The organism is Stenotrophomonas sp. SAM-B (genome assembly GCF_013387485.1).
GTDB classification, from domain to species: Bacteria; Pseudomonadota; Gammaproteobacteria; order Xanthomonadales; family Xanthomonadaceae; genus Stenotrophomonas; species Stenotrophomonas maltophilia_AA.
Genome location: NZ_JABBXB010000002.1, coordinates 185,944 through 199,379 on the forward strand (window position 1 = coordinate 185,944; position 13,436 = coordinate 199,379).

Annotated in this window: 9 protein-coding genes and 6 tRNA genes; 7 read left to right on the forward strand and 8 right to left on the reverse strand. The window is 66.1% G+C overall.

The annotated features are described in order from the left end of the window. Positions 1-9: 9 nt before the first annotated feature. From HH110_RS05100 to HH110_RS05135, 8 genes are all read right to left on the reverse strand, one after another. A tRNA-Glu gene (locus HH110_RS05100) sits at positions 10-85 on the reverse strand. 50 nt (positions 86-135) lie between these two features. Then, positions 136-211, reverse strand: a tRNA-Ala gene (locus HH110_RS05105). Positions 212-344: 133 nt separating this feature from the next. Next, positions 345-420: transfer RNA gene (locus HH110_RS05110), tRNA-Glu, on the reverse strand. A gap of 52 nt (positions 421-472) precedes the next feature. Then, positions 473-548: transfer RNA gene (locus HH110_RS05115), tRNA-Ala, on the reverse strand. A gap of 224 nt (positions 549-772) precedes the next feature. Then, a tRNA-Glu gene (locus HH110_RS05120) sits at positions 773-848 on the reverse strand. Positions 849-901: 53 nt separating this feature from the next. Further along, positions 902-977: transfer RNA gene (locus tag HH110_RS05125), tRNA-Ala, on the reverse strand. 81 nt (positions 978-1,058) lie between these two features. Then, entirely contained in the window at positions 1,059-3,320 is a 2,262-nt protein-coding gene (locus HH110_RS05130; protein WP_176989126.1) for a heavy metal translocating P-type ATPase, read from the reverse strand. A gap of 92 nt (positions 3,321-3,412) precedes the next feature. Further along, positions 3,413-3,811 carry a heavy metal-responsive transcriptional regulator gene (locus tag HH110_RS05135; protein ID WP_176988660.1) on the reverse strand — a complete coding sequence of 133 codons (399 nt, stop codon included), beginning with the start codon at positions 3,809-3,811 and terminating at the stop codon, positions 3,413-3,415. A gap of 210 nt (positions 3,812-4,021) precedes the next feature. On the opposite strand from HH110_RS05135, the gene HH110_RS05140 reads away from it, so the two are divergent. The 7 genes from HH110_RS05140 to HH110_RS05170 all read left to right on the forward strand — a co-directional run bounded on the left by HH110_RS05140 (position 4,022) and on the right by HH110_RS05170 (position 13,372). Next, positions 4,022-5,086 carry a helix-turn-helix domain-containing protein gene (locus HH110_RS05140; protein ID WP_176988661.1) on the forward strand — a complete coding sequence of 355 codons (1,065 nt, stop codon included), beginning with the start codon at positions 4,022-4,024 and terminating at the stop codon, positions 5,084-5,086. A 114-nt stretch (positions 5,087-5,200) separates the two neighbouring features. Next, entirely contained in the window at positions 5,201-6,001 is an 801-nt protein-coding gene (locus tag HH110_RS05145; RefSeq protein WP_176988662.1) for a TlpA disulfide reductase family protein, read from the forward strand. A 41-nt stretch (positions 6,002-6,042) separates the two neighbouring features. Continuing rightward, positions 6,043-6,864 carry a thiol:disulfide interchange protein DsbG gene (dsbG, locus tag HH110_RS05150; protein ID WP_176988663.1) on the forward strand — a complete coding sequence of 274 codons (822 nt, stop codon included), beginning with the start codon at positions 6,043-6,045 and terminating at the stop codon, positions 6,862-6,864. A 432-nt stretch (positions 6,865-7,296) separates the two neighbouring features. Continuing rightward, on the forward strand, positions 7,297-8,730 hold the full coding sequence (locus HH110_RS05155; protein ID WP_176988664.1) for a DcaP family trimeric outer membrane transporter: 1,434 nt from the start codon (positions 7,297-7,299) through the stop codon (positions 8,728-8,730). A 51-nt stretch (positions 8,731-8,781) separates the two neighbouring features. Next, complete coding sequence (gene adiC, locus HH110_RS05160; RefSeq protein ID WP_176988665.1) at positions 8,782-10,131, forward strand: arginine/agmatine antiporter; 1,350 nt, start codon at positions 8,782-8,784, stop codon at positions 10,129-10,131. Positions 10,132-10,152: 21 nt separating this feature from the next. Next, on the forward strand, positions 10,153-12,441 hold the full coding sequence (locus tag HH110_RS05165) for an Orn/Lys/Arg decarboxylase N-terminal domain-containing protein (RefSeq protein WP_176988666.1): 2,289 nt from the start codon (positions 10,153-10,155) through the stop codon (positions 12,439-12,441). 28 nt (positions 12,442-12,469) lie between these two features. Next, the gene (locus HH110_RS05170) at positions 12,470-13,372 is read left to right on the forward strand and encodes a cation diffusion facilitator family transporter (protein WP_176988667.1); all 903 of its coding nucleotides are present in this window, start codon (positions 12,470-12,472) and stop codon (positions 13,370-13,372) included. Positions 13,373-13,436 lie beyond the last annotated feature (64 nt).

A 13,436-nucleotide genomic window follows, 5' to 3' on the forward strand; every position in this document is an offset into this window, starting at 1 on the left:
GTTTGAAGCTGGCGTCCCCACGGGGATTCGAACCCCGGTCGCCACCGTGAAAGGGTGATGTCCTAGGCCTCTAGACGATGGGGACGCGTTAAACCGAATTTTTGGCTTCTATCGGACGGCCTGTGTCCGGAGAAGTGGTGGAGCCAGGCGGGATCGAACCGCCGACCTCCTGCATGCCATGCAGGCGCTCTCCCAGCTGAGCTATGGCCCCACGTTGTACCGCGAGCCGCCTAGTATATCTGCCTGTTCACGTTTGTGGAAGCCTTTCGGGATCCGCAACGCAACCGCAGTAGGCGGTGAACAAAAAGACCCGGCATGCCGGGCCTCGGTGTTCTTCTGATGAGTGGCGTCCCCACGGGGATTCGAACCCCGGTCGCCACCGTGAAAGGGTGATGTCCTAGGCCTCTAGACGATGGGGACGCATGAATCTCATCAAATTGTTCAGCACACCCGGACGGCCTAATGTCCGGAGTGGTGGAGCCAGGCGGGATCGAACCGCCGACCTCCTGCATGCCATGCAGGCGCTCTCCCAGCTGAGCTATGGCCCCACGATGCTGGAGGCGGAATTCTACGCGGCCGTGAAGCGTTCGCCAAGTTTTTTTTCTGAAACACCGAAGAAAGAATGCACGCAGCCACTCGACCATCGATGTCGGCGGTTCCCGGCAGTCCGTATCGTCACGCAAACCAAAAAAAAGATCGCACGTGCCGTGTCATTGAACGGCACGCTACAAACAAAAAGCCCCGACCGAGGTCAGGGCTGTCTGCTTGAAACTGGCGTCCCCACGGGGATTCGAACCCCGGTCGCCACCGTGAAAGGGTGATGTCCTAGGCCTCTAGACGATGGGGACGCACGAAAACTTCAAATTTTGTCACTGCAATCTGATCGGCCTAATGATCGGATTGGTGGAGCCAGGCGGGATCGAACCGCCGACCTCCTGCATGCCATGCAGGCGCTCTCCCAGCTGAGCTATGGCCCCACGTCGTGAGGAGCGAAATCATAGCGACGACGTTTTGGATTGGCAAGGAAAAAGTGAAGAAATTTCGTCATGCACGCGCGCTCATTCGCCAGGCAGTCGTTGATGGCGCAATCGCAGTGCATTGCCGATCACCGACACCGAACTCAGGCTCATCGCCACCGCCGCCAACATCGGCGACATCACGATGCCCAGGGGATACAGCACGCCGGCGGCAACCGGGATGCCCAGGCCGTTGTAAAGAAACGCAAAGCCGAGGTTCTGGCGCATGTTGCGCACGCTCGCGGTCGACAAGCGGCGCGCACGCAGGATGCCGCGCAGATCGCCCTTGACCAGGGTGACCTGCGCACTCGACATCGCCACGTCGGTGCCATTGCCCATCGCGATGCCGACATTGGCCGTGGCCAGGGCGGGCGCATCATTGATGCCGTCGCCCGCCATCGCGACCTTGCGGCCCTGTGCCTGCAGCGAGCGGATCAATGCGGCCTTGTCGGCCGGGCGCATTTCGCCGTGCACCTCGTCCAGGCCGAGTTCGCGCGCGACCGCCTCGGCGGTGGCGGTGCCATCGCCCGTGGCCATGACGATGCGCAGGCCATCGCGGTGCAGCTGCGTGATCGCCTCGGCGGTGGACGCCTTGATCGGGTCGGCCACCGCGAGCAGGCCACCCAGCCGGCCGTCCACCGCGAGATACATCACGCTCGCCGCCGCGCTGCGCAGCTGCCCGGCACGCTCGCGCAGCGCGTCCAGCGCGATGCCGTGTTCCTCCATCAGCGTGATGTTGCCCAGCAGCAATGCCTTGCCTGCGACCACGCCCTGTACGCCCAGACCGGTCAACGAATCGAAGTCCTCCACGTTGCCCAGGCTCACCCCGCGTGCGCGCGCTTCGGCGACGATCGCAGCGGCCAATGGATGCTCGCTGCCCTGGTCCAGGCTCGCCGCCCAGTGCAGGATCTGATCGGCGCTGAAGGGCGCCACCGCCTGCACGTCACGGAACGCCGGCCGCCCTTCAGTCAACGTGCCGGTCTTGTCCACCACCAGCGTGTCGATCTGGCGCAGTGCTTCGATCGCCTCCGCATCGCGGAACAACACGCCGTGCTGCGCGGCGCGGCCGGTGGCGACCATGATCGTCATCGGTGTGGCCAGCCCCAGGGCGCACGGACAGGCGATGATCAATACCGCCACCGCGCTCAGTACCGCGTGTGTCCAGGCCGGCTCCGGGCCGAACAGTCCCCAGCCGAAGAACGTCAGCACAGCGACCGACAACACCGCCAGTACGAACCAATAGGCCACGCTGTCGGCCATGCGCTGCATCGGCGCGCGCGAGCGCTGCGCCTGTGCGACCAGCTGTACGATCTGCGCCAGCATGCTGTCATCGCCGAGGCGGTCGGCACGGACCACGAGGCTGCCGGTGCCGTTGAGCGTCGCACCGATGACCGTATCGCCGATGGTCTTGCCGACCGGAACCGGCTCACCGGTCAGCATCGATTCGTCGATGGAGGAGCCGCCCTCGAGCACGGTGCCATCCACCGGCACTTGCTCACCCGGCCGCACGCGCACGCGATCGCCGGGGTGCAGCGCGGCGATCTCGACGTCCTCTTCCCGGCCATCGTCGTGGAGTACGCGCGCGGTCTTCGGTGCCAGCCCGAGCAGCGCCTTGATCGCCGCCGAGGTCTTTGCCCGCGCACGCAGCTCCATCAGCTGGCCGAGCAGCGTGAGCGAGACGATCATCGCAGCGGCTTCGAAGTAGACGCCGACATGGCCATGCTGGTGGAACGAGGGCGGGAACAGTCCCGGGGCGAGGGTCGCGACCACGCTATAGCAGTATGCGGCCAACACGCCGGTGCCGATCAGGGTCCACATGTTCGGGCTGCGGTTGCGGATCGAGTGCGCCCAACGCTGCAGGAACGGCCATCCCGCCCACAGCACCACCGGTGTCGCCAATGCCAGCTCCATCCACACCCGCAGGTCGGGTGAGAGTCCCTGCAGCAGGGGAGTCATCGCCAGCATCGCCAGTGCCATCGTCGCCACGCTCAGCGGCAGGCTCCACCAGAAGCGGCGACGGAAGTCGGTCAGCTCGGGATTCTCCCCGTCATCCAGGCGGGGCAGGCTCGGCTCCAGCGCCATGCCACACAGCGGGCAGGTGCCTGGACCGTCCTGCACGATCTCCGGATGCATCGGGCAGGTGTAGAGCGTGCCGGCGGGGGGCGCTTCGGAAGGACGGGAAGACGCAGCCAGGTAACGCTGCGGGTCGGCGATGAACTTGCGACGACAGCCGTCGCTGCAGAAGTAGTAGTCGCTGCCGTCGTGGCGGGCATGATGGGCCGTGGTGGCCGGGTCGACCATCATGCCGCAGACCGGATCGGTGGCCGTGCTGACGCCCGTTGCCGTGCTGCTGCAGCAGGCCGAATCCGTGGCCTTGCGCGGATCGTGTGCGGGGGTCATGGGCGTGCGTCCGTCAACGCCGTCAGGATCGGGCACCGTTCCTGATCGCCATGACCGGGGCAGGCGTCGACCAGGTGCTTGAGCGCGCTGTGCATGCGCTGCAGCTCGCCGATGCGCTGCTCGATATCGGTGAGTTTGTTCACCGCGCTGTCGCGGATCTGCGCCATGTCCTGGCCGCGCTGATCACTGAAGCCGAGCAGGTCGGCGATTTCGTCCAGGCTGAAGCCCAGTGTCTTGGCGCGGCGGATGAACTGCAGGCGGGTCAGGTCGGACTCACCGAAGACCCGGTAGCCGCCGGCGCTGCGTCGGGCGGTCGGCAGCAGCTGTTGCCGCTCGTAATAACGCACCGTGTCGATGGGCACGCCGGCCAGGCGCGCGAGCTGTCCAATGTTCATGAGCACCTCGTGGATGACCGGCTCATTCTGAACCTTGGAGTGCGCTCCAGGGTCAAGCCTTGCTCAAACCCCACTGGAAGTTCAGCCGGTGTGAAATTTGCAACTAGTTGCATGGTCCTCCTCCCGGGACGTCCGTAGCCTCAGGCCATCTTATGTATCGACCCGTTCTGCCCGGCCTGCGCCGGCAGGCACTGTTCCAGGAGAATGGCCATGGACGCACCCCGCAACACGCTGCAGCCGGATCGCCGGCCGGACAAGCCGGCCCTGATGGAAGTCGGGGTGGTGGAATTCCCCGGCAGCCTGCGCGCCGCCGCCCCGGTGCTCTCCGAGCTGGCACAACGCTGCAACCGCACGGTGGCCGCCGGTCGCCGCACCGGCGCACGCATGCTGGTGACGCGGTGGACGATGTCCGCCCGTGGCATGCAGCGCGTCGCCGGGACGGAACTGTTCGGCGATGCGCTACCGACCATCATCGTCGTGCCCGGGAGCGAATCGAGCTGGACCATGGCACCGCCCGACGAACGCCTGCTGGCCTGGCTACGGGAATGTCACGAGGGCTGCAGCCTGCTGGCCGGCTGCGACGAAGGCGGCCTGCTGCTGGCGGCAGCGGGTGTGCTGGCCGGGCGTTCCGTCAGCGTGCCCGATCCCGCGCGCTGCCCGCCGCTGCGCATGATGGTGCCCAGCTGGTTGCCCAGCGAGCGCACCCTGGTCGATGACGGGGATCTGTTGACCGCCGCCGGCCAGGATGCCTGGAAGTACCTGAGCCTGCGCCTGCTCGCACGCGTGTATGGGCAGAGCGTGATGAATACCGTCATCCAGCAGCTGCAGCTGGTGATCCCGCGTACCGAACTGGACGATCTGGAGCGCTTCAGCCCGAACTTCGCGCACGGGGACAGATGCATCCTCAAGGCGCAGCGTTGGCTGCACGGCATCGCCGCACGCGGTGTCGGGCTGGAGGACATCTGCGCGCAGGCCGGCCTGGAGCCGCGCACATTGCAGCGCCGTTTCCTGAAAGCCACCGGGATGCGCCCGATCGAGTACTGCCAGCGCCTGCGCATCGCCAAGGCGCAGCTGTTGCTGCAGGGCGGTGGCGTGGTCGACCAGGTGGCATGGATGGTGGGTTACTCCGACCAGAGCGCATTCCGCCGCTTGTTCCTGCGCATCGTCGGGCTGACACCGGCGCGCTATCGGCGTCAGGTGGCCGCGCAACAGCGCGAGCGGGCCGCTTCGCGACCGGTCGGACGGATGGTCGAGGCGGTCCGCTCCGTGGCCTGAATCGCGCGCCACCGGCACGCTTGCTCCATTGACCTCTTGCTGGGACCATGCCGGCGGGCCCGAAGCAACAGCCGTCGCAGCGTGGCAGACCCCGAGCGATGGCGGAGAGAATCAATGATCAGCAGTGTAGGCCCGGTACCGCTTGCGGTCGTGTGGGTGTTGGTGGCCGTCGGTATTGCGATGCTGGTCGCCAGCGTGGTGCGTGCGCCGGCGATCGAGGGCGCGCCGCGCCCGCGATCGGTGGTGGTGGACATGCTGTTGCTGGGCCTGCTGGCCGGTCGCGCCGCATTCGTGCTCTGGCATGTGGGCGATTATGCGCAGGACCCTTGGGGCGTCCTGCGCATCGGCGATGGCGGCTTCCTTCTGTGGCCTGCCCTGGTGGCTGGGCTGGGGTGGGGCGCATGGCGCCTGCGCCGATGGCCTTCGCTGCGGCGGCCGGTATGGGCTGGTGCCCTGGCCGGTGTGCTCGGCTGGGCGGTACTGTCCAGCGGTGCTGGCTGGCTGCAGCAATCGCGGGTGACGCTGCCGGCGATCACCCTGACCTCGTTGGAGGGCGCGCCAACGGCCTTGGCCGACACGCAGGGCACGCCGGTGGTGGTCAATCTCTGGGCGAGCTGGTGCGGCCCCTGTCGTCGCGAGATGCCGGTACTGGCCCGCGCGCAGCAGCGCCATCCGGATATCCGTTTCCTGTTCGTCAACCAGGGTGAAACCCGTGAGGAGGTCGAGGGTTTCCTGGCCGCCGAGCGGTTGACGCTGGCCAATGTGCTGCTGGATGAGGACGCGCTCACCGCCGAGCGGCTGCAGGTGCACGCCTATCCGACTACCCTGTTCTTCGATGGGCAGGGCCGGCTGCGGCAGATACACCTGGGTGAACTGAGTGCCGCCGGCCTGCAATCCAAGCTCGACAGCCTGTAACGGTGGTCGCGTTGTCATGTTTATTGAATCCAGGAGTCACCATGAAATTGAAGTCCTCGCGCCCGCTGGGCACCGTGCTTGCCGTGTCGCTGCTGATGGCCTTGGCCGGGTGCAGCCAGGCACAGACGCCGAAGGCTGGTGATGCCGCTGCGGCGAAGGCGGGTGGAGATCGTCCGGCGGTACTGAAGGGCATTGAAAAGCATGGTTTCGAGGTGATCGGCGAGTTTGATGCGCCCGGTGGCCTGCGCGGTTTCGCCGGCGTGGTCGGTGGGCAGCAACCCGCGGCGGCGTATGTCACTGCGGATGGGAAGCACGTGGTCGTCGGCAGTCTGTTCGATGCCAGCGGTGAGGACGTGGGTGCGGCGCCGCTGGAGAAGCTGGTGGCCAAGCCGATGTCCGAGCGCAGCTGGAAGAAGCTCGACGAGAGCGCCTGGGTGCGCGATGGCCGTGCCGATGCGCCGCGCGTGGTCTACACCTTCAGCGATGCGAACTGCCCTTACTGCCATCGCTTCTGGGAAGCGGCACGACCGTGGGTGGATGCCGGCAAGGTGCAGTTGCGCCACGTCATGGTTGGCGTGATCCGCGAAGACAGCCCGGCCAAGGCGGCCGCGATTCTCACCGCGCCCAATCCCAGTGCTGCACTGCTGGAGAACGAGCGACTGTTCGATCGCGGCGGTATCAAGCCGGCGGCATCGCTGACGGCAGAGGTCGCCAACAAGCTGGATGCGAACCAGGTGTTGATGATCGAGCTTGGTTTCCAGGGCACGCCGGGCATTCTGTTCAAGGATGCCCAGGGCATGGTGCAACGCCGCTCCGGCATGCCGCAGGGCGATGACATGACCGTGGTGCTCGGCCCACGCTGAGCCAGCGCGGCCGGTTACACGCCACACCTCGCGCCGGGCCATGCCCGGCGCATTTCGTTTCGGCTTCGCGCTGCAGTCCAGTATCTCCAGAGGGGCAAAAGCCTTCGGCTTGATTTGGATCAAGGCCGGAATCGCCTGGATCGCTACGCTGGGCTCCATGCGCTCTCCCACGGATTCCCCCGCACGCATCGGATGCGTGGCCTCACGGTCAGAAAACTGCCTGACAACGTTCACGGCATTCTCACTTTGCGATTGTTACTCAAGGCGCTGGTCGACATGCGTGAGCGCGTTGGTCATCAGGGATGAGGGGATCCCGTGCGGGCGAGATGGTCGCGCGCATTGCAGTGCCGGGCTGCGCGCCCGCGGCCTGCGGCATCCAGGATGCCGGCCGGCGCGGACGCGCGGGACTGTGTGCGTTTCAAGGAGGATGTGATGCGCTTGGCTGTGTTGATGGTCGCGTGCGTGGCAGCAACGGCTGCGGCGCCGGTGTACGCGCAGGATTCGGCGGCCGCGTTGCGGCAGGACATCCAGACACTGCGACAGACCCTGGAGCAGATGGAGAAACGCCTGGAAGCGATCGAATCCGGGAAGCCTCCTCCCACCTCGCCGGTGGCCACGGCGATTCCTTCGCCGGGCACGACGGCAGTGCCCTTGCCGTCGCCGGCCCCGCTGACCGCCCAGGCCCAGGTGCCGGGCATGGGCCAGGCCATCCTCCCGCAACGTGATTCCGTTTCCGATCCGTCCACCGCCGCGTCCCGTCCGGACAGCGCCGCCGGCCCGACCGATCCCGAGCTGAAAGGCTTTTTCGCGATCCCCAACACCGATACCCTGATCCGCATCGGCGGCTACGCCAAGCTTGATGCGATCGCCGATTCACGAGCGGCCGGTGACCAGGAGCAGTTCATCACCTCGTCCATTCCGGTCGGCAGCGCCCACCGGGATGTGTCCAACTTCACGCTGCATGCCAAGCAGACCCGCTTCAGCTTCGAAGCGCGGCGCCCGACCACGCACGGCAACCTGCGCTTCTACCTGGAGAATGACTTCTTCGGCAGCAGCGACAGCTATCAGTTCCGCCTGCGCCACGCCTATGGCCAGCTCGGCAACACGTATGCCGGCTATGGCTATTCCAGCTTCATGGATGCCGACAGCCTGCCTGACACCCTGGATTTCGCCGGGCCGGGCGGTGCGGGCTACCTGTTGGTGGCCGGCATCCACCACAGCTTCGCGATGGGCAAGGGCAACACGCTCACCGTGGCCGCCGAGGATCCGGATACCCAGTTGAGCAACCCCGCCGAGGGGATCATGCCGGTCGACCAGCTCCCCGATGTCACCGTCACCGCCCGCATGGAGCGCGACTGGGGACACCTGCAGCTGGGCGGTGTCGCGCGCAGCCTGGGCTACGACGGCGATGCCGGCGATGGCCGGCGCTTTGCCGGTGGCCTGCAGCTCAGCGGCTCGGCGTCCGTAGGCGACCAGGACCTGCTGTTGTTCGGCATGCTCGGTGGCAAAGGACTGGCGCGCTATACGGCCGACCTGACCGGGTCGGGAATGGATGCGGTGGTGACGGCCGATGGCCGCCTGCAGGCGCTGTCGCTGTATGGCGGCTTCGTCGGATACACGCATTACTGGTCGCCGCTGTGGCGATCGAACCTGATCTACGGGCAACTCACCAGCGCGCGCAACGATGCGCTGGCCGCCGACGCCTTCCGCCAGAGCCGCTACGGCGTCTTCAACCTGCTGTGGAGCCCGGCGCCGTCGTGGACGATGGGCATGGAACTGCTCTACGGACAGCTGGAGCAGCAGGGCGGACAGCGCGGCGACACGGTGCGGCTGCAGGGCAGCCTGCAATACAACTTCATCAAGTAACTCCCACCGCCCGGCATGACCGGGTCCCTGCCTGGCAAAGGAGCAAGCGTCATGGCACAAGCAAAGAAAATCGGGGTCGTCGGGGCCACCTTCCTGGTGGCCGGCAACATGATGGGGTCGGGGGTCTTCCTGCTGCCCTCCAGCCTGGCCAAGATCGGCACCGCCTCGATCTGGGGCTGGCTGATCACCACGGCCGGCGCGCTGCTGCTGGCCTTCGTCTTCGCCAAGCTCGGCAAGCTGGCGCCCAAGGCGGGTGGTCCGTATGCCCATGCGCGTGACTGGTTCGGGCCCTACATGGGCTTCCAGACCAACGCCGTCTACTGGTTCGCCAACTGGATCGGCAATGTCGCCATTCCGATCGCGGCGGTGGGCTATTTCAGCTACTTCTTCCCGATCCTGTCCGAGCCGGTGCCGCGCTGCATCGCGGTGCTGGCGCTGGTGTGGGCGCTGAGCTTCGCCAACGTCATCGGCCCGTCGTTCGTCAGCAAGCTGCAGACGGTGACCACCAGTTTCGCGCTGGTGCCGATCCTGGGCATCGCGATCTTCGGCTGGTTCTTCTTCGACCCGACGATCTTCAAGGGCGCCTACAACGTGTCCGGTGAATCCAACTTCGGCGCGATCTCCAGCGCCGCGGCGTTGACCCTGTGGGCTTTCATCGGCGTGGAATCGGCCTCGGTGACCGCCGGTGTGGTGGAGAATCCGGAGAAGAACGTCGCCCGCGCCACGCTCGCCGGCGTGTTCCTGGCGGCGATCGCCTACATCGCCAGCTCCTCGGTGATCATGGGCATGGTGCCCAATGGCGACCTGCAGGTCTCCGATGCGCCGTTCGCGCTGGCTGCGGCCAATGCGGTGGGCGGATGGGGCGGGGCGCTGGTCAGCCTGTGCGCCTTCGTGGGCGCGGCCGGCTCGCTCGGCGGCTGGATCCTGCTGACCGCACAGAGCGCCAAGGCCGCATCGGACGATGGCCTGTTCCCGAGCATCTTCAGCAAGACCAACAAGGACGACGTGCCGGTCAAGGGCGTGCTGATCGTGGCCGTGCTGATGACCCTGGCGGTGCTGGTCACCTCGACCTCCAAGACCGCCTCGGCCCAGTTCGACGTGATCACCTCGGCCGCGGTGGTGCTGACCCTGCTGCCGTACATCTACTCCTGCGTGGCCTGCTATTTCGTGGTCGAGCGCTCGCACACGCTGGTGCATACCGGCGCGTTCTGGCTGCTGACCAGCGTCACCGTCGTGTACTGCCTGTGGGCGATCTTCGGCTCGGCCGGCAACATCGTGCAGTACGCCTTCCTGTTCGTGTTGTTCATCACGGTGTTCTATCCGTTCTTCAGCGAGGAGCGTCGCCGCCAGCGCGGCCAGCTTCCCGCGCTCGACGCCGCCGTCCGCACGACGCTTTCGTGATCTTCCCCCAGGAGAATCCCTGTGTACTTCAAGTCCCTTGATTACCCGATCATCGTCATTGACGACGACTACGAATCCCCGCGCATCGGCGGCATCCTGATCCGTGCGCTGGTGGACGAGCTTCGCAAGAACGACCAGCGCGTGCTGTGTGGCCTCACGCTGGCCGACGCCCAGGCCGGTGCGCGCACCTATGTGGCGGCTTCGGCAGTGCTGATCTCCATCGACGGCACCGAGGAGAACCCGGAGCAGTTCCAGCGCCTGCTCGGGTTCCTGCGTGAGCAGACCGCCCGCCGCGCGAACCTGCCGGTCTTCCTGTACGGCGAGCGGCGCACGATCGAGAAGGTGCCGAGCAAGCTGCTCAAGTTCGTGCACGGCTACATCTTCCTGTTCGAAGACACCAAGAGCTTCATCTCGCGCCAGGTGATGCGCGCGGCCGAAGACTACATGGCCAACCTGCTGCCGCCGTTCTTCAAGGCGCTGATCCACCATACGGCCGAGTCGAACTATTCCTGGCACACGCCCGGTCATGCCGGCGGCGTGGCGTTCACCAAATCACCGGTAGGGCGCGCGTTCCACCAGTTCTACGGTGAGAACACCCTGCGCAGCGACCTGTCGATCTCGGTGCCGGAGCTGGGTTCGCTGCTCGACCACACCGGTCCGATCAAGGAAGCCGAGAACGAGGCGGCGCGCAACTTCGGTGCCGACCATACCTTCTTCGTCACCAACGGCACCTCCACCGCCAACAAGATCGTCTGGCATGGCACCGTGGGGCGCGGCGATGTGGTGTTCGTCGACCGCAACTGCCACAAGTCGCTGCTGCACTCGCTGATCATGACCGGTGGCATTCCGGTGTACTTCACCCCGAGCCGCAACGCGCACGGCATCATCGGCCCGATCAGCCTGGATCAGTTCACGCCCGAATCGCTGCAGCAGGCCATCGCCGCCAACCCGCTGGCCAGCAAGGCCTACAAGGCCGGCTCCAAGCCGCGCATCGCGGTGGTGACCAACTCGACCTACGACGGGCTGTGCTACAACGCCGAGAAGATCGCCGAGGAAATCGGCAGCGCGGTCGACTACTTGCATTTCGACGAAGCCTGGTACGCCTACGCCGCCTTCCATCCGTTCTACGAGAACCACTACGGCATGGCCAAGGGCAAGCCGCGCGAACAGGATGCGATCATCTTCACCACGCACTCCACGCACAAGCTGCTGGCTGCGTTCTCGCAGGCCTCGATGATCCACGTGCGCAATGCGGCCTCCCGCGAGCTGGATGCCGAGCGCTTCAACGAAGCCTTCATGATGCACACCACGACCAGCCCGCATTACGGGGTGATCGCGGCCTGCGATGTGGCCTCCAAGATGATGGAGGGCGCGGCCGGTGAATCGTTGGTGCAGGAAATGCACGACGAGGCGATCGCCTTCCGCCGCGCGATGCTGCATGTGCGCGAGGACCTGGGTCGGGATGACTGGTGGTTCAGCGTCTGGCAGCCGGACAAGCTGGAGCGCTCGCTGGCCAAGGGCGACGCACCGGCCCCGATGGTGGCCAAGCGCAGCGAGTGGTACCTGCAGCCGGACGCGCACTGGCACGGTTTCGAGGGCCTGGTCGACGACTACGTGCTGATCGATCCGATCAAGGTGACCCTGCTGACCCCCGGGCTGTCGATGGACGGCGAGATGGGCAAGCGGGGTATTCCGGCTGCGGTCCTGAGCAAGTTCCTGTGGACCCGCGGCATCACCGTGGAAAAGACGAACCTGTACTCGGTTCTGTTCCTGTTCTCGATGGGCATCACCAAGGGCAAGTGGAGCACCCTGGTGACCGAGCTGATGGCGTTCAAGGAGCTGTACGACAGCAACGCGCCGTTGACCCGTGCACTGCCGCAGCTCGCCGCCGAGTTCCCGATCGCCTACGCCGGCTGGGGTCTGCGCGACCTGTGCGATGCACTGCACGCCTTCAACGCCGAGTTCGGCGTGGCCCAGGTGATGCGCGCGATGTACGTGGACCTGCCCGAGCCGGTGATGACCCCGGCCGAGGCCTACGACCACCTGGTGCGCGGCCAGATCGAGCGGGTGGACATCGAGCAGATCAGTGGCCGCATCGCCGGCACCATGCTGGTGCCATACCCGCCGGGCATCCCGACCATCATGCCGGGCGAGCGCTTCGGTGCCAGCGATGAGCCGATCATCCAGTCGCTGCGGATCGCCCGTGAGCAGAACGCGCGCTTCCCGGGCTTCGAGTCGGATGTGCACGGGCTTATCATCGACACCGACGGCGATGCGCCGAGCTACAAGGTGGAGGTGCTGAAGGTCTGACGCCCGCGCGGAGGACCCTCGGCCAGCGATGGATACAGCACGCGAGCAGCGGGTCCTCACGTTTTCCATCGGGGTGACGATGGCGGTCAGCGCCGTCGGCTTCATCGGGGGCCTGCTGGTGGGATCGCAGGCCATCCTGTTCGACGGCGTCTACAGCCTGGTGGACGTGGCGCTGACCCTGGTGGCGTTGTCGGTGCTGCGGCTGGTGGCGCGGGAAGAAAGCCCGCGCTTCCAGTATGGGTACTGGCATCTGGAGCCGATGGTGGAGGCCCTCGGCGGCGCGATCCTGTCGCTGGCCTGCATCTATGCATTGGCCAACTCGGTGATCGGGCTGACCACCGGCGGGCACGAGGTCAAGGCCGGGCCTGCGCTGCTGTGGGCGGCCCTGCTGTGCGTGAGCAACCTGGCCATGGCGGCGTTCGTGCGTATCCGCGCGATGCAGCTGCATTCGGCCCTGCTGTGGCTGGACGTGCGCGCCTGGCTGCTCAGCGGGCTGATGAGCCTGGCGGTGGTGCTGGCGTTCGCGATCGCCTTGCTGCTGCGCGGTGGCGAGCACACCCACTGGATTCCCTATCTGGATCCGCTGGTGCTGGCCGCGATCAGCGTCGCGGTGCTGCCGGTACCCCTCCGCAGCGCCTGGAAGGCCATGCGCGAAGTCCTGCAGGTGGCGCCGGATACGCTGGATGCGCGCGTGCAGGCGGTGATGAAGGACTTCGTCGCCGAGCACGGCTATCTGGATTTCACCAGCCACGTGGCCAAGATGGGCCGCATGCGGTTCGTGGAAATCCACATCCTGACCCATCCGGACACGGTGATCGGCACCATCGGCAACGTGGACGCGATGCGCGACGAGATCGCCGAGCGCTTGGATGCGCGCGGCAGCGAGTTCTGGCTGACCATCGATTTCACGGCCGATCCGGCCTGGACCTGAGCGGAGGTCCGGCGCTGGCTCTCGATATACGAAACATATATGATGTGTATATCACTTCAGAGGG